Origin of the sequence: Paenibacillus sp. BK033 (assembly GCF_004345425.1) — a bacterium.
In the GTDB taxonomy this organism is placed as follows: domain Bacteria; phylum Bacillota; class Bacilli; order Paenibacillales; family Paenibacillaceae; genus Pristimantibacillus.
Genome location: NZ_SLVP01000002.1, coordinates 1,147,785 through 1,170,639, shown reverse-complemented (window position 1 = coordinate 1,170,639; position 22,855 = coordinate 1,147,785). Strand labels below are relative to the sequence as shown.

Annotated in this window: 15 protein-coding genes; 13 read left to right on the top strand and 2 right to left on the bottom strand. The window is 51.9% G+C overall.

All coding sequences use genetic code 11. The features are described 5' to 3' along the window. Positions 1-59: 59 nt before the first annotated feature. Positions 60-872: a helix-turn-helix domain-containing protein gene (locus tag EV294_RS12035; RefSeq protein WP_132307044.1), complete on the top strand. Its 813-nt coding sequence runs from the start codon at positions 60-62 to the stop codon at positions 870-872. Between the two features lie 196 nt (positions 873-1,068). Here EV294_RS12035 and EV294_RS12025 read toward each other — a convergent pair whose 3' ends face one another. Beyond that, positions 1,069-2,232: a glycoside hydrolase family 27 protein gene (locus EV294_RS12025; RefSeq protein ID WP_132307042.1), complete on the bottom strand. Its 1,164-nt coding sequence runs from the start codon at positions 2,230-2,232 to the stop codon at positions 1,069-1,071. A gap of 284 nt (positions 2,233-2,516) precedes the next feature. Here EV294_RS12025 and EV294_RS12020 point away from each other — a divergent pair, with 284 nt between their 5' ends. From EV294_RS12020 to EV294_RS11980, 9 genes are all read left to right on the top strand, one after another. After that, the gene (locus tag EV294_RS12020) at positions 2,517-4,709 is read left to right on the top strand and encodes an ABC transporter ATP-binding protein (protein WP_132307040.1); all 2,193 of its coding nucleotides are present in this window, start codon (positions 2,517-2,519) and stop codon (positions 4,707-4,709) included. Further along, positions 4,709-5,206: a DUF1854 domain-containing protein gene (locus EV294_RS12015; protein WP_132307038.1), complete on the top strand. Its 498-nt coding sequence runs from the start codon at positions 4,709-4,711 to the stop codon at positions 5,204-5,206. The genes EV294_RS12020 and EV294_RS12015 overlap by 1 nt, the downstream gene beginning before the upstream one ends. Before the next feature lie 34 nt (positions 5,207-5,240). Then, positions 5,241-6,752, top strand: a complete 1,512-nt coding sequence (locus EV294_RS12010; protein ID WP_132307036.1) for a glycoside hydrolase family 43 protein — start codon at positions 5,241-5,243, stop codon at positions 6,750-6,752. 42 nt (positions 6,753-6,794) lie between these two features. Then, on the top strand, positions 6,795-7,805 hold the full coding sequence (locus EV294_RS12005; RefSeq protein ID WP_132307034.1) for an endo-1,4-beta-xylanase: 1,011 nt from the start codon (positions 6,795-6,797) through the stop codon (positions 7,803-7,805). 187 nt (positions 7,806-7,992) lie between these two features. Continuing rightward, on the top strand, positions 7,993-8,730 hold the full coding sequence (locus EV294_RS12000) for an ABC transporter ATP-binding protein (RefSeq protein ID WP_132307032.1): 738 nt from the start codon (positions 7,993-7,995) through the stop codon (positions 8,728-8,730). 4 nt (positions 8,731-8,734) lie between these two features. Next, entirely contained in the window at positions 8,735-9,745 is a 1,011-nt protein-coding gene (locus EV294_RS11995; RefSeq protein WP_243711629.1) for an efflux RND transporter periplasmic adaptor subunit, read from the top strand. A 47-nt stretch (positions 9,746-9,792) separates the two neighbouring features. After that, positions 9,793-12,660, top strand: a complete 2,868-nt coding sequence (locus EV294_RS11990; RefSeq protein WP_132307028.1) for an ABC transporter permease — start codon at positions 9,793-9,795, stop codon at positions 12,658-12,660. Between the two features lie 3 nt (positions 12,661-12,663). Next, complete coding sequence (locus tag EV294_RS11985) at positions 12,664-13,551, top strand: ABC transporter ATP-binding protein (protein ID WP_132307026.1); 888 nt, start codon at positions 12,664-12,666, stop codon at positions 13,549-13,551. Positions 13,552-13,612: 61 nt separating this feature from the next. Then, positions 13,613-16,291: an endo-1,4-beta-xylanase gene (locus tag EV294_RS11980; protein WP_132307024.1), complete on the top strand. Its 2,679-nt coding sequence runs from the start codon at positions 13,613-13,615 to the stop codon at positions 16,289-16,291. A 164-nt stretch (positions 16,292-16,455) separates the two neighbouring features. Here the strand turns inward: EV294_RS11980 and EV294_RS11975 are convergent, their stop codons facing one another. Then, entirely contained in the window at positions 16,456-17,220 is a 765-nt protein-coding gene (locus EV294_RS11975) for a helix-turn-helix transcriptional regulator (protein ID WP_132307022.1), read from the bottom strand. 259 nt (positions 17,221-17,479) lie between these two features. Between EV294_RS11975 and EV294_RS11970 the strand changes: the two genes are divergently transcribed. The 3 genes from EV294_RS11970 to EV294_RS11960 all read left to right on the top strand — a co-directional run bounded on the left by EV294_RS11970 (position 17,480) and on the right by EV294_RS11960 (position 22,855). Then, positions 17,480-18,886 (top strand): extracellular solute-binding protein, encoded by a 1,407-nt coding sequence (locus EV294_RS11970; RefSeq protein ID WP_207918132.1) that lies wholly within the window; start codon positions 17,480-17,482, stop codon positions 18,884-18,886. A 91-nt stretch (positions 18,887-18,977) separates the two neighbouring features. Next, entirely contained in the window at positions 18,978-21,872 is a 2,895-nt protein-coding gene (locus EV294_RS11965) for an extracellular solute-binding protein (protein WP_207918131.1), read from the top strand. A 17-nt stretch (positions 21,873-21,889) separates the two neighbouring features. Continuing rightward, on the top strand, positions 21,890-22,855 hold the full coding sequence (locus tag EV294_RS11960; protein WP_132307020.1) for a carbohydrate ABC transporter permease: 966 nt from the start codon (positions 21,890-21,892) through the stop codon (positions 22,853-22,855).

Genomic DNA, 22,855 nt, shown 5'->3' with positions numbered 1-22,855 from the left:
GAGATCGCGGCGAGAATGGCCGCGGTCTCTTTTTAGAGCAGGAAAGGATATGATGTTGCATGAAGCCCGTTCGAGCCTCCGACGCTTATCACAACAGTCAGTTAATCTGCACCTACAGCGGTTATAAGCCGGCCAACATGCATAAGTGGGGGCCGGGAGTACGCGATGTTTACGCGCTGCACTTCATTATAAGCGGGAAAGGAACGCTCGAGACGCGCAATCAGCGATTTTCATTAAAGGCGGCCGATAGCTTTATGATCTTCCCGCAAACGGAAATTTACTATTATCCGGATCCTGAGGATCCTTGGGAATATATATGGATTGAATTTAAAGGCGATGAAGCCGGGCGTCTGGTGGGAATGACCGAAATGGAACGGGATAACCCCGTGGCCGGGGCGAGCCCGCATGATCTGAAGCCGTATTTCCCCGCGGCGCCAAGGGCGGATGCGAGGCCTTTTGAGAGAATTAGAGCGGGGGCGCAATTGCGTTTGCTGCTGTCCTATTATTTGGAGTTTTATCCGAGAGAATCTCAGCCGGCGGATTATGTGAAGATGGCCAAGGAGTATATCATCATTAATTATTGGCGGGCAAACCTGACGGTGTCCGATATTGTAAACGCGGTGAGCCTGGAGAGAAGCTACCTGTTCCGCTTGTTTAAGGAAGCTGCCGGTATGTCTGTATCCCGCTATCTGACTGCATACCGGATTGAACGGGCGCGCGAGCTTCTGGAGTCCTCCGTATTGTCCGTCAAATCGGTTGCTTACTCGGTCGGCTATAAGGATCAGTTGTATTTCTCCAAAGTATTTAAAAAAGCAACGTCATATACGCCCTCCGAGTATATGACGCTGCATGGCCGTACCGAAATCCTTTAGCGGAAAAGGACGCAATGGCCGGATTCCCTGAAGTAGCGTATCAGCTTCTCCAGGGGCTCGCGTCCGCAGCTTAGCTTAACGCCCAGGCAATCGATGCATAAAAATTGTTGTGCCGTTCTTGAAACAAGCTTCATGTAAATCGCCCGATCATCGGCTTGGAGGGGGGCCTGACAGGTCTTGCAGGATTTGCTGTTCATTATTTAACCAGCTTGGCCCGGACGATCAGACAGTCATGCGCCGGCACAACGGGTGCGAACCGTTCCTTGAATATTCCAAGCTCCTTATGCTCCCAGCAGTCGTATAAGGATAAGGAGAACCCGGAGGCGTAGGGAAGTCCGATATCCCAGAATTGCAGCGAAAGCTCCCGCTGATCATCGCTTAAATTAAAGAAGCCAATCGCCAGTTCGCCATCCGAAAGAACCTTTACAAGCATAAAGACGTCCTCGGTATGGAACCACTGCGGCTCCGGCTTGATCCGGTATGCTCCGCGGCTTTCGATGTCCTGATTAATGGCTATGAGAGCCGGGTTAAGCAGCATGTTTTTGGTCGCCTGATTAGCCGTGCGGATATCGCAGCCCATCATGAGAGGAGAGCCCATCATGCACCACAAAGAGAAATGGGTCTTGTATTCGTTATCGGTACAGCCTCCTATTTTGCTGCCGATAAACGAATTATTGCTGCCGCCGTACATGCCGACGACCAGCATGTCCATATCGTTATGGCAGAAGGAGCCGGTATAGCATTCTTTGTCCAGCTGCGAGAGTGCCAGATTCTTAATAGATTCCCAGTGATCCTGAATATCGCCCGTTGACCGGTACATATGGGCACCCGATTCGCGTATCCACTGGTAGACATGATCCTCGCCCCAATTGCAGGCAGAGAAGAGGATTTCCCGTCCGCTGTTTTTAAGAGCAAGGCTCATCCGTTTGTACAGCAATTCTCCGGAGATATGCCGGGGTTTGAAGCAGTAATCGTACTTCAAATAGTCGACGCCCCACTCGGCGAATAATTGGGCGTCTTGAAACTCATGCTCGAAGCTGCCGGGATAACCCGCGCAGGTGTGGGTGCCGACGCAGGAATACATGCCGAATTTCAAGCCTTTGGAGTGGATATAATCGGCGAGCGCTTTCATTCCGCTTGGAAACTTGGCGGGATCGGCTACCAGATTCCCCTGCTGGTCCCGCTGCTTCAAGCTCCAGCAATCGTCAATGACGATATATTCGTAACCGGCAGCCTTGTAACCGTCCGATTCGAAACGATCGGCAACATCCCGAATTAATTGCTCATTAATGTCCCAGGTAAACGTGTTCCACGAGTTCCATCCCATTGCGGGGGTAAGGCCAAGAAGAGGTTTGTCCATTTATTGCTTGCATCCTTTCGCGTGACCGGCAACAAGGCCGGATGTGAATATGAATCGTTTGTTTGTATTAAATCATAGGGGATCTTCCGTAGCCTATAGCTTGAAGTTGCTTCTATATGGATAATTGTTGTTTCCGATGAAGCTAGGAAACGCGAAGGCCGGATATCTATAACTAGACGGGTAATAGAACCGCAATCCGGCAGGTTGTTGGAGCTTGCTGCATAGAGCTAAACTTTCCTTGTTTACCATTTACCGATAACGGTTTGACGAAGCGGGAGGGGACTATGTCCATCATGGATGAACTGCCTGAGCAGCTGAGGAAGCAGGTAACGGGAGAAATGCTGTTTAGCATCAAGTCCGATCTGCTGTTCGATGGCTGCTTTGGGGAACAATGGCTGGCAGTGACAGACCGGGATATCCGGGTCTGGCAGAAGGATGGTTCGCTGGCCCTTAAATTTGAAGTAAGCGAGTTGAGAGACGCGCGCGCTGTCGGAGCGGTAGGGGGAGGCATGCTGGTAGCAGACACCCATGATTCTCCCGTTGTTATAGCCCGCTATACGGCAGCCATGACGCCGGTATTCAATTTTGCGGCAAAGCTGATCAGTGCGCTGGCCAAGAGGGAAGAGCTGCCGGCATTATCGGAGCGGGATATTCCGAAGCATTGTCCAACCTGCGGCAATCCGCTTCATGAAGGCACGAAGGTATGCCAGCTGTGCATGAACAGCGGCAAAGCCGCTGCCCGGATGCTGCGCTACGCCAAGCCTTATAAGGGACATTTGGCGGCGGCAGCCTGCATGCTTATCCTGACCACGTTCGTGGAGCTGGTGCCGCCTTATTTGACAAAAGTCATTATCGACGATGTGCTTCAGGCTCAGAATAAGGGCTCCATTCTATTGTTGCTTATTCTCGGCTTGGGAGTTACAACCTTGATGCTGTCGGTCATGCAGACGGTAAGGGGATACATCGGCGTATGGGTTGGCTCTAAGCTGATGGGGGATCTCCGCAAAGATATATACGGTTCTTTGATGCGTCTTTCCATCTCCTTCTTCGACCGCCGGCAAACCTCGCAGTTTATCGGCCGCGTGAACAGCGACTCGGAAGCGATGCGGCAGTTCATGACGGACGGGGTCGTCTTTGTATGCGGAGAGTCGTTGCGAATCGTCGCGATATTCGTTATTATGCTGAGCCTGGACTGGAAGCTGTCGCTGTTCGCGCTGCTGCCCGTACCGGTCATGATCGCGGTGTCGATGACGATCTGGCCGAAGATTGGGCGCCGCTGGTACCAGCAATGGCGATCCATCTTCCGCCTGAATACGCTGGTCGGTGATTCGCTGCAGGGCATCCGCGTCGTTAAAGCTTTTGGCCGGGAGCGGGAGGAGATGGCCCGTTATGCCAATGCCAACGTTGAAGTGGTACGAAACAATATCCGGATGGAGGGACTATGGCAGTTCATGTTCCCTGCGTTTAATTTTATTGCGGGAATAGGGACGCTGCTTATCTGGTATAACGGCGGTAACAAGGTGCTTCATGAGGGGATGCAGCTTGGAGTTCTTATGGCTCTTGTTGCTTACCTTGGCATGTTGTTTGGCCCGTTGCAATGGGTCAGTCAAATGATCAACTGGGCAAGCAATGCCATGGCTGCCGCCCACCGGGTATTCGAAATCATGGATACGCCGTCGGAAGTTCCGGAAGCTCGTCGGCCGGCAGCTCTTGGCACCATTCAAGGTCTGGTTAGATTCGAAAAGGTCACCTATGGTTATGAAAAGCATCATCCCGTACTGAAAGACATCAATCTCCAAGTGAAGCAGGGCGAAATGATTGGCCTCGTGGGACATTCCGGAGCAGGCAAGTCGACGTTTATTAATCTGATCTGCCGGTTCTATGACACGGATGAGGGAGATATCTATATCGACGGCATCTCCATACGAGAGATCAGCCAATCCGATTTGCGGAAGCAGATCGGCGTTGTGCTTCAGGAGACGTTCCTGTTCGACGGTTCCATTGCCGATAATATTGCGTATTCGAAGCCGGATGCTTCGCCCGAGGAGATTATGCGGGCAGCCAAAATTGCAAACGCGCATGAGTTTATTGTCCGTCTGCCGGATGGTTACGATACACGAGTAGGGGAACGGGGGCATAAGCTTTCCGGCGGCGAGAAGCAGCGCGTAGCCATTGCAAGGGCCATTATCCATGATCCCCGCATTTTGATTCTGGATGAAGCGACAGCGTCCGTTGATACGGAAACGGAGCAGCAGATCCAGGAGGCAATCTCCCGGCTTATCCAGGGCCGGACCACCTTCGCCATCGCCCACCGGCTTTCTACACTCCGCAATGCGGACCGGCTGGTTGTATTGGATCATGGCAAGATCGTTGAGGTCGGCACGCATGAAGAGCTTCTGGGCAAGGAAAAAGGGTTTTACCGCAAGCTTGTGGATGCGCAGAAAGAGCTGTCTCAAATCAAGGGGGTAGAAGGCTGATGGCAGACCGTTACGATATCCGGCTGTTCAAGCCGGAAGAGATCTACTTCAGCCGGGGCAAGGGCGGTGTGCTGCAAGGCGTTGTGGACGGCAAACCTTATGAAGAACTGGTTATCTTCCGAACATTTCCGTTTCGCTATGCTTCCGAATATATCTCGGTGAGAACGACTGGCGGGGAAGAGCTTGGCATCATCCGCGATATTGCGGAATTGTCTGCCGAATGCGTAGCTGAGCTGGAAAAGGAGCTTCAGTACCGATATTTTCTGCCAAAGGTACAACGCGTAGCGAGCGTGAAATTTAAATCGGATTTATGGATTTGGGAGCTTGAGACCCATCTCGGCGACACCCGGCTGACGATGAGAAATCTGCACGAGCATCTTCAATTTCCGGGAGGAAACCGAATCGTCCTGACGGATATGCACGGCAAACGCTGCGAGATTGCGGACTGGCATCTTCTTGATGCCCACAGCAGGCGGCAACTGGAAGACGTCCTATAAGTCGATTGAATATGAATGGAGAGGGGAACTGCACATGAGCAGCATCGTTCTGACAAACCCTATTATTTGGGCGGATATACCGGATATCGATATGATTCGCGTAGGAGACGTTTTTTACATGGTCAGCACCAGCATGCACTCCATGCCCGGCTGTCCAATTATGAGATCCATTAATTTAAAGGACTGGGAGATCGTCAATTACGTATTTGATACGTTCGAAGACAATGAGGCTCACAATCTAGCGAATGGCAAAGGGATTTACGGAAAGGGCTCTTGGGCTTCCAGCCTTCGCTATCATAACGGAACCTTCTATGTCTGCTTTTCTAGCAATGATATGCAGCAATTCTATATTTACCGGACAGAAGATATCGAGAACGGCAGCTGGGAGCGCTCCGTGATCAACGGTCTGCTGCATGATCCGGCTCTGCTCTTTGACGAAGACCGTGTTTTTGTGTTCAGCGGCAACGGTAATATCTATATAACTGAATTAACCGCGGACGCAGCTGCAATTAAACCGGACGGAATCCGCCAGCTTCTGCTGGAAGGAGAACGGGATGGCATCGGACTGCGTATCGAAGGCTGTCATGCTTACAAGCTGAACGGCTATTACTATTTGTTCTTTATCGACTGGCCAAGAACCGGACATGGGCGACGCAGGGAGCTGTGTTACCGCTCGAAGGAACTGCTTGGTCCGTATGAATACAAAGTCATTCTGGACGATGACCTCGGTTATCGCAACAAGGGCGTTGCGCAAGGCGGTATCATCGACACGCCTTCCGGCGAATGGTATGCCTTCTTGTTCCAGGATCATGATGCGGTCGGAAGGATTCCGTGCGTGCTGCCGATGGCTTGGGAGGATGGCTGGCCGGTAATAGGCGATGGCGCCAAAGCGCCGGTATCTTTTGCGGCGAATTTACCGGAGTCGGTGTCCAAGCCGCTGGTGATCAGCGATGAATTCGATTATGAAGAGAACAAGCTGGCCTTGAACTGGCAGTGGAATCATAATCCGGACAATTCGCTCTGGTCCCTTACTGCCCGGCCGGGTTACTTGAGACTGGAGACCGGCCGTATCGTTGACCGTGTCGTTCTGGCGCGCAACACGTTGACTCAGCGAACGGAAGGGCCGGCGTGCTGCGGAACGACGGTATTGGATTTATCTCATATGAAGGCGGGGGATCATGCCGGCCTTGTCGCGCTGCAAAGCGAGTATGGCATCGTGGGCATACAAGCGGAAGACAATGGCGAGCTTTATGTCGTAATGGGGATAAACCGCGGCGACGGCGGAATGGAAACCTTGGAAAAGCTTAAATATAACGGCAGCCGGATTCATGTGAAAATTGATTTTGATTTCCGGGACAGTATGGATCGGGCCTATTTTTATTATTCGGCGGACGGTACGGAATGGCTATCGATCGGACGTCCCCTGCAAATGAAGTATACGCTGGACCATTTCATGGGCTACCGGATTGGCTTGTTCAATTATGCAACAAGGCAATCCGGAGGTTATGTTGATTTTGATTATTTCCGATATACGAAAACCGTTTAGCATGTCTCGAAAATACGAAGGATGAAAGAGGTGCGATTAAGAATGGAGAATACAATGAAAAAGCAGGATGAGCAATCGTTAGCCGGTGCGTTTCAAAACGATTTCCTGATTGGGGCGGCCGTCAATCACCGGACGATTGTCAGTCAAAGCACACTGCTGCAGCAGCATTACAACAGCTTAACCGCCGAGAATGAAATGAAATTCGAAAGCCTTCATCCGGAGGAGCATCTGTATACCTTCGAACGGGCCGACCGGATCGCCGGCTTCGCCCGCGAGAACGGCATGAAGCTGAGGGGGCATACGCTTGTATGGCATAATCAGACGCCAGAATGGGTATTCGAGGACGGGAATGGAGGAATAGCCGGCCGCGAGCTGCTGCTTGCCCGGATGAAGTCTCACATTGAGACGGTTGTGAAACGGTACCGGGATACGATCTATTGCTGGGATGTCGTGAACGAAGCCGTAACGGACGCCGGCGAAGAAAGCTTGCGTCCTTCCAAATGGCTGCACGGCATCGGAGAAGATTACATCGAGCAGGCCTTCCGCTTTGCGCATGAAGCCGATCCTAATGCCCTTCTGTTCTATAACGACTACAATGAATGCAACCCTGGCAAAAGAGAAAAGATCTACTCCTTGGCGAAATCCTTGCTGGAGAAGGGCACTCCCATTCACGGCATTGGACTCCAGGCGCATTGGAATCTGTTTGATCCGTCCATGGACATGATCCGGGAAGCTATCGAGCGATATGCATCGCTTGGCTTAAAGCTGCAAATGACCGAGATGGACGTATCCATGTTCGCCTTTGACGATAGACGTACCGATCTTACTTCACCTACGGCGGAGATGATGCGTCTGCAGGAAGAGAGATACAAGCAATTTTTCGAGCTGTTCCGCGAATATAAAGACGTACTGACCAGCGTAACGTTCTGGGGAGCGGCGGACGATTATACCTGGCTGGATCACTTTCCTGTTAGGGGGAGGAAAAACTGGCCGCTTCTGTTCGATACGGAGCAGCGCCCAAAAGAAGTGGTTAAGGCGATCATTGGGCAATAAAAGAGTGCACGGAGTAAAGCGCGTTCCAATCGGGAACGCGCTTTTTTGCGCTTCGTAAGCCTGCGGCACTTTCTATACCTTGGCGGGTGTTCTACCAAAAGCCGACAGGTTGTTGCCTCATTCCGTTAGCACTACACTTTTTAAAGAAGGCGGAAACAGCGGGGTAAAAGGGAAAGGGGGAAGAATCGTGCTGGCTACGCAGGCAGAACAGACAGAAACAAACGGGGAACCGCTGCTTAAGGCAACAGGAATAAAGCGGGTCTTCGGAAAAGGGAATGCCGGGGTTACGGCTCTGTCAGATATACAGGTCAATATTCCGGCTGGTTCCATGGTCGCGCTGAAAGGGCGTTCAGGCTCCGGCAAAACAACGTTGCTGAATATTCTAAGTGCGCTTGACGAGCCCACTGAGGGGCAGGTTTTTTTTCAAGGGAGAGAAATTACCGGCTTATCAGCCAAAGAGAGGAATGCCTTGCGCCGCAAGGAGATCGGACTGGTCTTTCAGTCGTTCGGGCTGATTCCGCTTATGTCCGCTTACGAGAATGTGGAGTTTGGGCTTCGGATTGCAGGAACACCGGTGAAGGGGAATAAGGATGCGGCCGAAAAGGCTCTCGAGCGGGTAGGCATGCGGGAGCGGATGAAGCATCGTCCGATGGAATTGTCCGGGGGAGAGCAGCAGCGGGTGGCCATTGCGCGCGCCATTGCGCATGAACCTGCGCTTCTGATCGCAGACGAGCCAACCGCGGAATTGGACAGCCGAATGGGATTGCAGGTGATGCGGGTGTTCAGGGATCTGGTTAACCGTTCCGGGATGACGATTCTGCTTACTACGCATGACCCGGGTATTATGGAGCTCGTCGATCATGTTATTGCATTGGAGGATGGAAAAATTGTATCCGAAACAACGAATCATACGCCTCTTATCTAGCAGGATGGCAAAGCGGGCAGCCGTCTTCGCGATTACGGCGTTAACGCTTTCCGGCTGTTCTCTTCTTCCCCAAGAGGAAGCGGTGCTGCAGCCTCCGCTTATTCAGCCGGTTCAGGAAAAGCTTGATCTGGTTGCCGTAACCCGCGGCAATATTCAAACCTCGCTGAAGGGGACGGCCACCTTTGTCTCCTCGAACGTGAAGACGCTGTCATTTGCCGAATCGGGCGGTCAGCTGAAATCGGTTAACGTCAAGCTCGGGCAAGAGGTAAAGGCCGGCGACCTGCTGGCCGAGCTGGAAACAGAGGATCTGGCGTTGCAGGTCCGGCTGCAAAAGCTGAACGTAGAGCGGGTGCAGCTTCTGTACAGTGAAGCCGTGAGGGATGGAGCGTCCGGAACTGACAAGCGGCTGAAGGAAATCGACGTTGAACGGGAACGGATATCGCTGCAAGCCATGGAAAGCAGGCTTTATAAATCTCGATTATTGTCCCCAATCGCGGGAATGGTGATCTACGTTGATGCCATTAAAACCGGCGACCGCGTAAATGCCTACCAAACCATCGTGACGGTGGCTGACCCCTCCAGCATGCAATTGACTTACGTGGCATCGGATGCCAAGGATGTACTTGGCGTGGAGGCGGGGATGCCCGTCAACCTGAAGTACAAGGGAAAGGATTATACCGGTAAAGTGCTGCAGTCTCCATCCAATACTCCCGTCAGCACGGATCAGGCAAAAGCGAACAGCAATGCCGTAACCATTGTCATGGGGATCGACCATCCGCCCGAAGGCATTCAAATCGGACATAGCGCCGATATGACGATTGAGCTTCAGAAACGGGAAAATGCCATTGTACTGCCCCGTAAGGCCATCCGATCTTACATGGGCAGATCCTATGTGCAGGTTGCAGACGGCGAACGCAAAAAAGAAGTGGATGTCGAGGTTGGATTAACAACCCCAACCGAGGTGGAGATCGTTAAGGGGCTTGAGGAAGGCCAGAAGGTCATTCTGAACAATTGACGTAACAACGAAGCCTTGGCGACAGGGCGCAAGAGTGAGGTGTACGCATGGCATTATGGACAATGATTCTCCGCAAAATGGCCAATAACAAATGGCTTCAGCTGAATTTATGGTTTGGTCTGACCGTATGCGTGGCTCTATTCAGCTCGATGCCGCTTTATTCGGATGCCATTCTCGAGAGGACTTTGCAGAAGGAGCTTCAGCTGGTCCAAAGCAAGAACTCCGTATTTCCCGGATACGTGCGGGTCAGCACATCGGTCTCATCGGCCAAGATGGATCAGAAAACCGCTCAGGCCATTGAACGCGCGGACCGATACATTCAGTCGATTCCCGAGCGGATGGGACTGAAGGCGCTGTCCTTCTATCAGCAGCGTTTCACCCAAAAGATGAAGGTGTACGGAGCGGACGCATCGGAGCAGGAGAAGAAGACGCAAAAGACGACGGGAGGCTTCAAGGCGCTGTCCGACATGGACAAGAGAGTGCGTCTCATTGACGGCCGAATGCCGGTTGACCGCACGGACGGCTTGTTTGAAGCGGTTGTGACGGAAAAGTTTCTGAATTCCGTTAAACGCGATTTAGGGGAGGAGCTTCTGGCAGAGACGGCGGATAAGCATTTGTTCCGGGTCATCCCGGTCGGGATTATCGATACCGATCCGGCAGCGGATCCGTATTTGCCTTTTCTGGCGACGGATGAGCCTGACGGCTTCCTCATTCCCTTCCGGCAATTCGAACGCGAATTTATGGCAAAGGACGGCAAGGTAAGGGTATCCGACCTGGAATGGCGTTATGCGCTGGATTACAAACAGATGAGCATCGATAAGATCGGGGCCTTCACCGAAGCCAACCGGGCGATTCGAAGTTACTTCCGCGGACGGCTTGGGTCAGCAGAAATTAATATTCCCGCGAATGAAACGATAGTCTCCTATCAAGGCAAGCAAGAGAAGCTTGACGTGATGATGCTGTCTCTGTATTCTCCGGTGATGCTCATGCTCGCTTTCTATTTGTTTATGGCGGCAAATCTCGTCATTGAGAGGCAAAAAACGGAAATATCCGTGCTTCGAAGCCGAGGAGCCAGCCGGCTTCAGATTATGACGGCTTATACGCTGGAAAGCCTGATGCTTGGAATAAGCGCGCTTGCGGTTGGTCCTTTTCTTGGCGTTACCTTTACGAAAATACTGGGGGCATCGGGCGGATTTCTTGAATTCGTGCAGCGCTCGGCTCTCGAGGTCAGCTTGACCAGCAATGCGTATAAGGTAGCGGCCGCCGCAGTTGCCGGAGCGATCGTGCTGATCCTGATTCCGGCGTTTCTGGCGACCCGGGTATCGATCGTGAATCATAAGCAGCAGGCGGCAAGAATGACCAGGATGTCCTTCTGGCACAAGACGGGCATCGATATTTTGCTAGTCGGTCTGGCTCTGTATCTTCTCTACAATTTCAATAACCGGCAGCAGGATTTAAAGCGTCTGGCCCTGGATTCGGATGCCCTGCAGGTGGATCCGCTGCTGTTTCTGATGCCCGCGCTGTTTGCGCTGGGAGCCGGGCTATTGGTGCTTCGGATTTATCCATGGTTTATTCGGCTTGTTTACTGGGCCGGGCGCAAGTGGTGGCCGCCGGCGCTATACAACACGCTTATACAGATCAGCCGTTCGTCTGGCCAGTATTTGACGATTAAAGTGTTCCTGATTTTGACGGTATCAACCGGATTGTTCAGTGCCAACGCAGCAAGGACCATCAACGATAATATGGAAAGCAAGATCCAATATAACATTGGCGCGGATATGACACTGACTACCCGTTGGGAAAGCGACGCTCCTCCGCCAATCCAGCAGGGAGCCGAGCCTCCGAATCAGACTGCGCAAGAGTCCGGCGAGAAGCGGGTGCAATATACGGAACCGCCATTCCAGCCTTTCCGGGAGCTTAGCGGGTTAGAAGCATCGGCCAAGGTATTCCGGAAGGAAGGGGCCAGATTCAGCGCGGGCGGCGCGAAGAAAACAAACGGCGCAGCCACGCTGGTTGGTATCGATACGAAGGATTTCGGTGAAACCGCCTGGATGAAGGACGGACTTCTCGATTATCCAATTAACAGTTACTTGAATCTTATGGCGACCAATCCGAAGGCCGTTCTTATCTCGCGATCGCTAGCCGACGCCGCGAAGGTCAAGCCCGGGGATCCGATAAGCCTTTATTGGGACGGACTGGATGAAGCGTTGTTCACCGTCTACGGCATTATCGATTATTGGCCGGGCTGGAATCCGCTGCCTGCTGCGGGCGGCGAAGAGAGACCAACAAAGCCGAATCTTATCGTCGGCAATTTGAGCACGATTCAGAACCGGCTGGCAGTTGAGCCTTATGAAGTGTGGCTTAAGCTGAAGGACGGCGTTTCCAGCCAGTCCATCTATGATCAGCTGACCGCAGCGAAAATCAACGTGACCGGTCTGCACGACGCGAAGCAGGAGCTGATCGCTTCCAAAAATGATCCGTTCCGGCTGGCCATTAACGGAGTCATGACGCTAGGCTTTGTTATATCGATGCTGATCAGCTTCTTTGGCTTCCTGTTGTTCTGGGTGCTTGCTTTATCCGGCCGAACGCTGCAGTACGGGGTTTTGCGGGCGATGGGTATTCCTTTCCCGCAAATTATCGGCATGCTGCTCAGCGAGCAGCTTCTTACCTCCGGTGCAGCCGTCATCATCGGCGTGTTAATCGGCAATAGGATCAGCGAGCTGTTCGTCCCGCTGTTCGAAATGTCGTTTGCAACGGCCGAGCAGGTTCCGCCATTTCAGATCGTCTATAAGCTCAGCGATTATTTGCAGCTTTACAGTATCGTAGGCCTTACTCTCACCGTTGGTCTGCTAATACTTGGATACCGGCTGTCCCGGACGCGGATTGCGCAGGCGCTGAAGCTGGGGGAGGAATAAACCATGATCAGATGCGAGGAGCTCGTCAAAATCTACAAAACCGCCGATCTGGAGGTGGTTGCTTTGCAAGGGCTGGATATGCGGGTGGAGGACGGAGAGTTAATGGCGATCATCGGCAATTCCGGAAGCGGGAAGTCGACGCTGCTGAATATGCTGGGGGGCCTGGATAAGCCGTCCGCAGGCAAGCTGTTTGTAGACGGCAAGGATCTGCTTGCGTTTGGCGAGAAGGAGCTTGTGAAGTATAAGCGGGAGACCGTTGGTTTCGTATGGCAGAATAACGCCCGCAACCTCATTCCCTATCTAACGGCTTTGGAGAACGTAGAGCTGCCCATTCTTTTGAAGGGAAGGCGGCGCAGAGCGCGTGCTATCGAGCTGCTGGAAGCGGTTGGGCTTGGTCATCGCCTGAGAAACAAGCTCAGCGAGCTGTCCGGAGGCGAGCAGCAGCGGGTGGCGATTGCCATCGCACTGGCCAATGAGCCCAGGCTGCTTCTCGCGGACGAACCAACCGGCTCGCTGGACACGAAGACCTCGGATCAGGTGCTGGATCTGTTCCGGAACCTCAACCATACCCTTGGCATTACCGTTGTAATCGTTACGCATGACCCGCTGCTGGCCCGCAAGGTCAACCGGGTCGTGCAGATCCGGGACGGCAAAACCTCCGCGGAGATGATCCGCAGAGAATCGTATGCCGACGAGCTGGCACGGCTGGATGCCGAGCACCTGCAGGCCGAGCGGCAAAGCCATATCGAATATGCGGTTCTCGATAAGGCAGGGCGTCTCCAGATTCCCGCCGGTTATCTGGATGCCGAAGGCTTCAAGGACAGCAACAAGGTACGCGTTGAGCTGGAGGAAGGGCGCATCATCCTTTATCCGCAGGAAATGACGCCATAATCCGCCCCTCAAGGGGCGGTTTAATGGAATATACAAGAAAAACGAAAGGTGAGGTGTACGGATGAAGAAACAAGGTTTGAAGCGCTCTTTTTCGGGCGTGCTGGCCATCGCTTTGATGCTGACGTCATTGTCGCTAAGCGTGCTGCCCAAACAGGCGGAAGCGGAAGCAAGCACAGTGAAATTGGCAACGGATTTTGAGGATGGCACGGTTCAAGGCTGGCATGGCCGCGGAGGCAATGAAGTGCTGTCAGCCTCGGAAGTCGCTGCCCACACAGGGACATACGGTCTGCAGGTAACGGGAAGAACGCAAGGCTGGAATGGCCCGCAGCTCGATGTAACCTCCATGATGACGGAAGGGAAAACCTATGGGCTTGCCGCGTGGGTCAAGCTCCCGGCAGGCACAGCGGCCTCATCGGTATCGATGACGGTTCAGCGAACGACGGACGGGACAACGAATTATGAAGGGGTTGCTTCCGGAAATGTTACAGCGGACGGTTGGGTGAAGCTTAGCGGTCAGTATCAATTAAAGCAGCCGATCCAAAGTCTCTCCGTCTATTTTGAAGCATCCTCTAGCCCAACGCTGGATTTCTATGTAGATGATTTTTCCATTGAACAGCTTCCTGATCCGGAACCGATTGTCATACAGCAGGATATTCCTTCGTTGAAGGATGTCTTTGCCGATGATTTCAAGCTGGGAGCAGCGGTATTGGTTAATGAAATCGAGGATCCAAGCGGTCCCGATGCGCAGTTGATCAAGAAGCATTTCAACAGCTTGACTGCCGGCAACGAGCTGAAGTGGGATGCTACGGAGCCGCAGGAGGGACAGTTCAACTTCACGCGCTCGGACAAGATTGTTAATTTTGCGGTGGATAACGGTATCGCGATGCGCGGTCATACGTTGATCTGGCATTCCCAAACCCCGAACTGGGTGTTTTACGATGAGAACGGGAATCTTGCAAGCAAAGAACTTCTGTTTGCACGGATGAAGCGTCATATCGATACGGTCGTCGGCCGATACAAAGGCAAAATTTATGCATGGGATGTTGTGAACGAGGTGCTTGAGCCAGGCGATAATCAGCCGGGCGGTCTCCGCAACAGCTTATGGTATAAGATCGCTGGAGAAGAATTTATTGAGAAGGCATTCGAATACGCGCATGAAGCCGATCCCAATGCGAAGCTGTTCATCAACGATTACAATACGAATATGCCGGAAAAACGGCAGGATCTGCATGACTTAATCAAACGCCTGAAGGATAAAGGCATTCCCGTCGACGGCGTTGGCCATCAGACGCATATTGGCATTGAATATCCGCAGATTCAAGAGCTCGACGACATGATTCAAGCTTTCACGGATTTGAATATTGAGCAGCAGGTAACAGAGCTGGATATGAGCGTCTATACCAATGACAATGATGCTTACGAGACATTTCCTCCGGAGCTTCAAGTGAAGCAGGCGAAGCGGTATAAGGAACTGTTCGATGTATTCAGGAAGCACGCGGATCAGCTGACCGCCGTTATTTTCTGGGGCAAGGATGATTTGAATACGTGGCTTCGCACCTTCCCGGTCGACCGCAATAACTGGCCGCTCCTGTTCGATGAACGGCTGCAGGCGAAATATGCCTATTGGGCATTAGTGGATCCAAGCAAGCTTCCGGTGGATATTCAGAACGCAACGGCGGCGAATGCCGGCGCGGCCATTGACGGGAAGCTGGAGGATGCTTGGAACAGGTCGCCTTACGTCTCCGTTAAGAGCGAAGGAACGGCTGTCGCCAAGTTCAAGTCGCTATGGGATGCGCATAACCTTTATCTTACGGTTGACGTGACGGATCCAAGCACGAACGGAAATGATGCGGTGGAAGTATTTATCGACGGCAATAACGGAAAAACTGCCGCATACGAATCGGATGACAAGAAATACACGTTCCGTCGGAGCGGTGCTAATCCGGGTAAACCGGCTGCCTACAAAGCGGTTAAGCTTACAGACGGTTATCGGATCGAAGCGGCCATTCCGCTTGATGGCTTATCGCTGAATAACAAGCTTGGATTTGATGTGCGCATTGCAGACAAAGCGGGCAGCGCGGTAACGAGAACCTCCTGGAATGACAGAACGGGATCGCAAGATACCGATACGTCCAAATATGGCGTTTTAACCTTAATAGAAGGTCCGCAATTTGCGGAAGCTCGGGCGGGTTCGCCGGTTATAGACGGCAATATGGATTCCCTCTGGAGCAGCGCAAACATTATTACGACAGACCGCTGGGTGCAAGGGACAAACGGAGCAAAAGCGAAGGTTAGAACGCTGTGGGATGCAGGACGTTTATACGTACTCGCGGAAGTGACGGATTCGTTGTTATCGAAGCAAAGCCCTAATGCGTGGGAGCAGGATTCGGTAGAACTATTCGTCGATCAGAACCAAGCCGGAACGGCGAGCTATCAAGCAGACGACGGGCAGTACAGGATTAACTTCGACAACGAGCAAAGCGTGAATCCGGGCTCTTTAAGCGGAAATCTGGTATCCGCGGTAAAACGTACCGCCACTGGTTATCTGGTTGAAGCCTCCTTGAAATGGAATGGCACGCCACCTGCAGCCGGAGACGTTATTGGCTTTGACGTTCAGGTGAACAACGATGAAGACGGCGATGGGGATCGTGACAGCGTAGCGATTTGGAATGACCGATCGGGGCTGTCCTACACGAACACCTCCGGCTTCGGATTACTGAAGCTGTCGGATACAAAGTAGACGAGCACAAGCGAGAAAGCTTTCCGTTAATCCGGAAAGCTTTTTCGCTTGCGACTTCAAGGAGACATGTGGGAAAAGCCGGTCAAAGTCCCGGGAATTAAGCAAGAGTCCCAAGACGCTGCCGGCTTCTTTTCGTTTGCAAGCGCTTACGAAAATGACAATCCTCATCCGTTCATGATGTAAATCGTACTTTGCTTGCGGTACTCATTAGCGCTCGCGCCCGTGTATTCCTTGAATTTCTTGTAGAACCAGTCAATTTCCGTATAGCCTACTTCATTTGCAATCTCGTAGATCCTCATATCCGTTTTCTCCAGAAGGAGCTTTGATTTCTCCATTCGCTGTTGAAGAAGATATTCGTTAAACGACATGTTCTCCTGGTCTTTGAATTTCTGGCCAAGATAGGCGCAGTTGAAGTGCAGCATGGTTGAGATTTTTTTCAAGGTTATATTCTCATGCATATGCTCCTGGACGTATTGCTTGACCAGATCAATGATGGACGGATTCTGACTTTTTTTATTCTCGTAGCTTAGGGTTAACCGTTTGGAATGTACGGATTGAACGTCCAGCTCCTTCTTTATCTTGCAGAGGCTGGCAGCCAGATCCCCGGGATGCACCGGATCCGCAATGTAATCGCTTACTTGAAGGGCCATTGCTTTCCGCAGCAGCTGGAAATCATGACTGCCTCCCAAAAGAATGATAGAAACGCGGCTAAGTTCTCTGATTTGTTCACAGATCTGCATTCCGGCAGCCTGCGAAGGTTTAAGATCTATAAGAATGAGGTCGAACATCTGCGTGCGAAGTAGAGCTTGAGCGTCAGAGAGAGAATCCGCATAGGCATGAAGCTGGAAGCCATGCTGCTCCCATGGAAGCAGCAATCTGGTTTCTTCTCTCGAAATCATGTCGGGATGAACAAGTAATGCTTTATACATAAAGCTGAACCTCACTTTCTGTAGGATTGTCTCTGACGGATATGGTTTTTATTATTGTTCATGACTCGGGCGGGTGACAATGTGCATTTCTTTATCCATCATCCATTTGTTTACCTCTTGGGTTAGCAGCTGCGTGACAATCCGCGCTATTCCTGGAAACCTATAAATTGACAGGTCATTGACCTATTTGCAGGCAGGTTGTTGGCCAGAAATGTAAGCGCTACACTTTTTCCTGTAAACCAATTTAGGGGGGACCAATGTGAGAGTGAGAAAGACGGTTATGATGCTTTCGACTTTGATGTTAGCGGCTTCATTAACGGCATGCAGCGGGGGAAGCGGCGGCAGCAAAGGCAATGAAAGCGGGAACGGCCAAAGCAACAATACGGATGCGCCTGCAAGCAATAATGCGACAGCCTCCAACAATGCCGCGGCCTCGAATAATGCCGGCAATGCGGAAGAGGATGCTTCATCGCCGGAGATGGATTTCGACATGGGGGGCAGAACGATCAAGGTCGTCTCCTGGTGGGATATGACAATCGGAGAGGACAACCCGGACAATATCCAGCGCAAGAAAAACCTGGAGGAGCTTGAGAAGAAGCATAACTTCAAGATGGAGTTCGTAGCGGTTGACTATGGCGAATACCAGCAAAAGGTCGTCGCGTCCCTCCTTGCGGGCGAACCGCTTGGCGATATTGTGAGACTTGGCAAAAACTACACGATTCCTTCCCTGGTTCAGCAAGACCTGTTATGGCCGGTTGACGAATACACGAAAAACACAAAGGTATTCAATCCAAAGGCTACCGAATTCATGTCGTACAACGGCCGCGGTTACGCCTTCTCAGAAGGTCAGGGCAACCTGATTACCGGCATTTTCTATAACCGTACTCTTCTTAACAAGCTTGGTATCAAGTCTCCGCAAGATTACGTAAGCGAGGATAACTGGAACTGGGATACCTTTACTCAAGTGGCCAAGGAAGCGAACAAAGATACGAATAACGACGGCAAGCTGGATACTTGGGGACTTGCGTCCGCCGGGTTTATGGATCCTGCTCTCGTCTCCAATGAAACGAGCCTGACGAGCGGCGATAAGCAAAATCTGGATGATCCGAAAACCGTTGAGGTCTTTAATTTCCTCTCCAAGCTGGCAACCGAGAAAGTGGCACGCCCAACCGAAGGCGGGGACTGGACGGAACCGGGGCAGTTCTTCCGTCAAGGCAATACGCTTATGTATGCCGGAGCCATGTATGAGATCGGCGGCTTGAAGACGGATATGGAGGACTACGATATCGGCTTTGTGCCGTTCCCGAAAGGTCCAAGCGCAACCGCATACCATTCCGCCGAAGGGGCATTCCAGGCGCTGACCATTCCGAAGAGTGTCGAGAATCCGGATCAGCTGGTGTACATCTGGGAAAAAATCAACGATATCGATTCGATCTACGACTATGCCGACCAAGCATCGCTTGAGAGCAACTTCACCGACGAGAATGATATCCAGAACGCCCGCGATGCAGGCGCAGGCATGCTGGTGCTTGACAGCGGTACATTCCCGAAATTCCCTTACTACGAAATGATCGGCGAGCTGACCTCGGGCAATTCGGTATCAACCGTAATCGACAAGTATAAAGCGCAAGCTCAATCCGCTATTGATGAGGTTTACAAAAAGTAACAAGCAAAGCTTTAGCGACAGTCCCCATTCGAACCATTACAAGGGGGACTGTTGCTAAAGCGTAATCTCTTGCCGCAGGAGGGGAGAAAAGTTGAGCAGCAAAAAGCGCTACGGAATTGCCATACTGGTTCTACTTGTATTTTTTTTGTCCATATGGGCTTTCTACCCTTCGGGTCAGCCGAATAACGGACGCGCTCAGGCAATGGGCGGATTTCAGGCGGTTACCGACTCCGATGACAAAGGCGGCTATAACGAGTATTTGAAAAGCTATTCCGCCGACGACAGACCGTCTCAAGTGATCCGCATCGAAGGCGAAAGCTTCGCCGGTACCGTCGGGGAAGGCTTTGAGGTGGCCGATCGTCCGGAGGGGCTGGACGGAAAAGCCGTCATGACGCCGGATGCCGGCTCGATCAGCTGGAACGTTCCCGTTCAAGAAGCCGGACTTTACAATATCCGGATTCATTACTATCCGCTGGAGGGGAAAAGCTCCGCCATTGAACGCAAGCTCACGATTAATGACGAGCAGCCGTTTACGGGGGCTGAAGATTTATTGTTTGACCGGCTTTGGGGCAATCGCGATGCCGGAATTCAGAGAGACGACCGGGGAAATGATCTTCGTCCAAGGCAGATCGAGAAACCGGCTTGGCAGCTCAAATCATTCATGGACAGCGAAGGCTATTTTGCGGAGCCCTATCTGTTCCACTTCGACAAGGGGACGCAGAAGCTTACGCTGACGGCTTCCCGGGAGCCGATGGCCATCGACTATATCGAGCTGTATCAGGATCAGACCGTCAAGTCCTATGAGGATCTTAAGAAGGATTATGAAGCGGCAGGCTTAAAGCCCGCGAAGGATCAATATATGATGATTCAGGCGGAGGACGCGGTGCTGAAATCGTCTCCGACCCTATATCCGTTGTCCGACAAATCAAGTCCTTCCGTTATTCCGTATGATGTGTCCAAAATCAGGGTTAACGCAATCGGCGGCGTGAACTGGAAGCTGCCGGGGCAGTGGCTGGAGTGGGAAGTGGATGTTCAAGAGGATGGATTGTATCAGATCGCATTAAAAAGAAAGCAGGATCAGCTTCGCGGCGTTTACAGCACGCGCAGCCTGATGATCGACGGAGAATATCCGTTTAAAGAAATGAAGCAGATTCCGTTTAATTTCGATATGGACTGGAAGATGGACGTCATGGGCGGCGATGAGCCCTACCAGTTCCATTTGAGCAAAGGCAAGCATACGCTCCGTCTGTCCGTATCCCTGGGCGAGATCGCTCCGCTGCTCCAGACGATTGAATCAAGCGTCCTGCAGCTTAATGAGATATACAGAAAGATTCTGATCATTACCTCCAACTCGCCCGATCCTTACCGCGATTACCAGCTGGAGAAGCGGATTCCGGAGATGACGGAGGTGTTCAAGACGCAGGCTGCCACGATCAAGAGCGTGGCCGATTATCTCGAACAATCGACAGGCGAGCAAAGCGATAAAGTAGCGGTTCTCCATACGATGGTCAATCAGCTGGAAGAGATGGCTGCAAAGCCCGAGACGGTTGCGAAGCGGCTGACCGCTTTCAAGACCAATGTCGGCGGACTTGGCACGTGGATATTAAACGTAAGAGTACAGCCGCTTACGCTGGATTATTTAGTCGTCTCTTCTCCGGAAGCCAAGCTTCCGCGGGCAAGCGCTACCTTGTTCCAAAAGATTAGGCATGAGCTTGGTGGCCTGGTCGCTTCTTATACGGAGGACTATGACAGCATTGGCAATACCAAGCAAAGCGACAAGTCGATTACGGTATGGATTACGACCGGCCGGGACCAGGCCCAGGTATTAAAGAGCATGATCGATGAAAGCTTTACGCCGGAGTCGAATATATCCGTGAAGCTGAGGCTTGTTCCGGCCAATATTCTGCTTCCTGCGACGCTGGCCGATGAAGGACCGGATGTTGCCATGCAGATTGGGGAAGACGTACCGGTCAACTATGCGATGAGGAAGGCGGCAGCGGATTTGTCCGCATTCCCCGACTTTAAGGAAGTGGCTTCCAGGTTCAACGAAAGCGCTTTGGTTCCTTATGAATACGGCAATGGCGCATACGCCTTGCCGGAGCAGCAGACCTTTCCGATGCTGTTTTACCGGAAAGACGTTCTGGCGGAAATCGGGTTGACCCCGCCAAAAACCTGGCAGGACGTGTACAACATGATCTCGGTGCTTCAGAAGCACAACATGGAGTTTTATCTGCCGATCGACACGGTAACGAACAATGCGAATCTCATTCCGAATGCTACGTTCTCGATGCTTCTCTATCAGAATAACGGCAAGTTCTATACGGATGATGACAAGAGAAGCGCGCTCGATTCGGATATCTCGATGGAGGTCTTTAAGAAATGGACGCAGTTCTATACCAACTATAAGTTCCCGCTGATGGCGGATTTCCCGAACCGCTTCCGTACCGGAGAGATGCCGATTGGGATTGCGGACTACACGACTTACAACAACTTGACGGTAATGGCGCCCGAAATTAAGGGGTTATGGGACTTTACGATGGTGCCCGGGACGGAATTGCCGGACGGCACGGTGAATCATGAAGTGGCCAGCCATACAACCGCGGTAATGATGCTGGAGAATGCCAAGGATAAGGATGCGTCATGGGCGTTCATGAAATGGTGGACCAGCAAGGAGACGCAAATTGCTTACGGACGCGAGATGGAAGGGCTGCTCGGGGAAGCCGCCCGTTATCCGACTGCCAATATAGAAGCGTTAGAGGAGCTTCCTTGGCCGGTGAAGGATTATAAAAACCTTGAAAGCCAGTGGCAATGGGTAGAGGGAATTCCTCAGGTTCCAGGCGGCTATTTCACGGGTCGCCATTTGGACAATGCCTTCCGCAAAGTCGTCAACGGCAATGAGAATCCCCGCGAGGCGTTATCGGATTATCTGTTGTATATCAATGACGAAATCGCGATTAAGCGTAAAGAATTTAAATTACCGAACTAGCTTGGGGGTGAATGCCGATGCCTGAACAAACCGTATCCGTACCCGTGCCCGCGCCGGATCTTATCCGGCAGCCGGCCAAGGTATCCAGATGGGCGCAACTGTTCAAAGAGATCAAGAGAAACAAGCATAATTATATCTTGATGAGCCCGTACATGATTATTTTCACCCTGTTTACGATCATTCCGGTTGTATTCTCGATCTGTCTTAGTTTCTTCTATTTCAATATGCTCGAATTTCCGAGGTTTGTTGGCTGGGATAACTATTCCAGGCTGTTTCTGAATGACGACGTCTTTATGATAGCCTTGCGAAATACATTCATGTTCGCCGTTATTACAGGGCCGATCAGCTATTTCGCCTGCTTCCTGTTCGCGTGGATTATAAATGAGCTGTCTCCGAAGATCCGGGCTGTCATGACCTTAATTTTTTACGCGCCGTCGATCTCGGGAAACGTGTATTTCATATGGCTGATTGTCTTTTCCGGTGACCGGTATGGTTATTTGAATGGCTTTCTGATCAAATTCGGCTTTATTCTGGAGCCGATCCAATGGCTTACGAATGAGCAGTATATTCTGACCATCGTCATTATCGTTCAGTTATGGCTGAGCCTCGGTACCAGCTTCCTTGCTTTTATCGCCGGGCTACAGACCATTGACCGGTCTCTGGTAGAAGCAGGTACGGTAGACGGGATCCGCAACCGGTGGCAGGAGCTGTGGTTCATTACGCTTCCGTCGATGAGACCGCAGCTGTTGTTCGGCGCAGTCCTTCAAATTACGGCGTCCTTCGCCGTTGCGGATGTTTCCATTGCCCTGGCGGGCTTCCCGAGCGTGAACTACGCGGCGCATACGATCGTCACGCATCTGATGGATTACGGCACGATCCGCTTTGAAATGGGCTATGCATCGGCCATCGCAACCGTTCTCTTCCTGATCATGGTGGGCGCCAACAAGCTGACCCAGAAGCTGCTTAGAAAGGTCGGTGAGTAA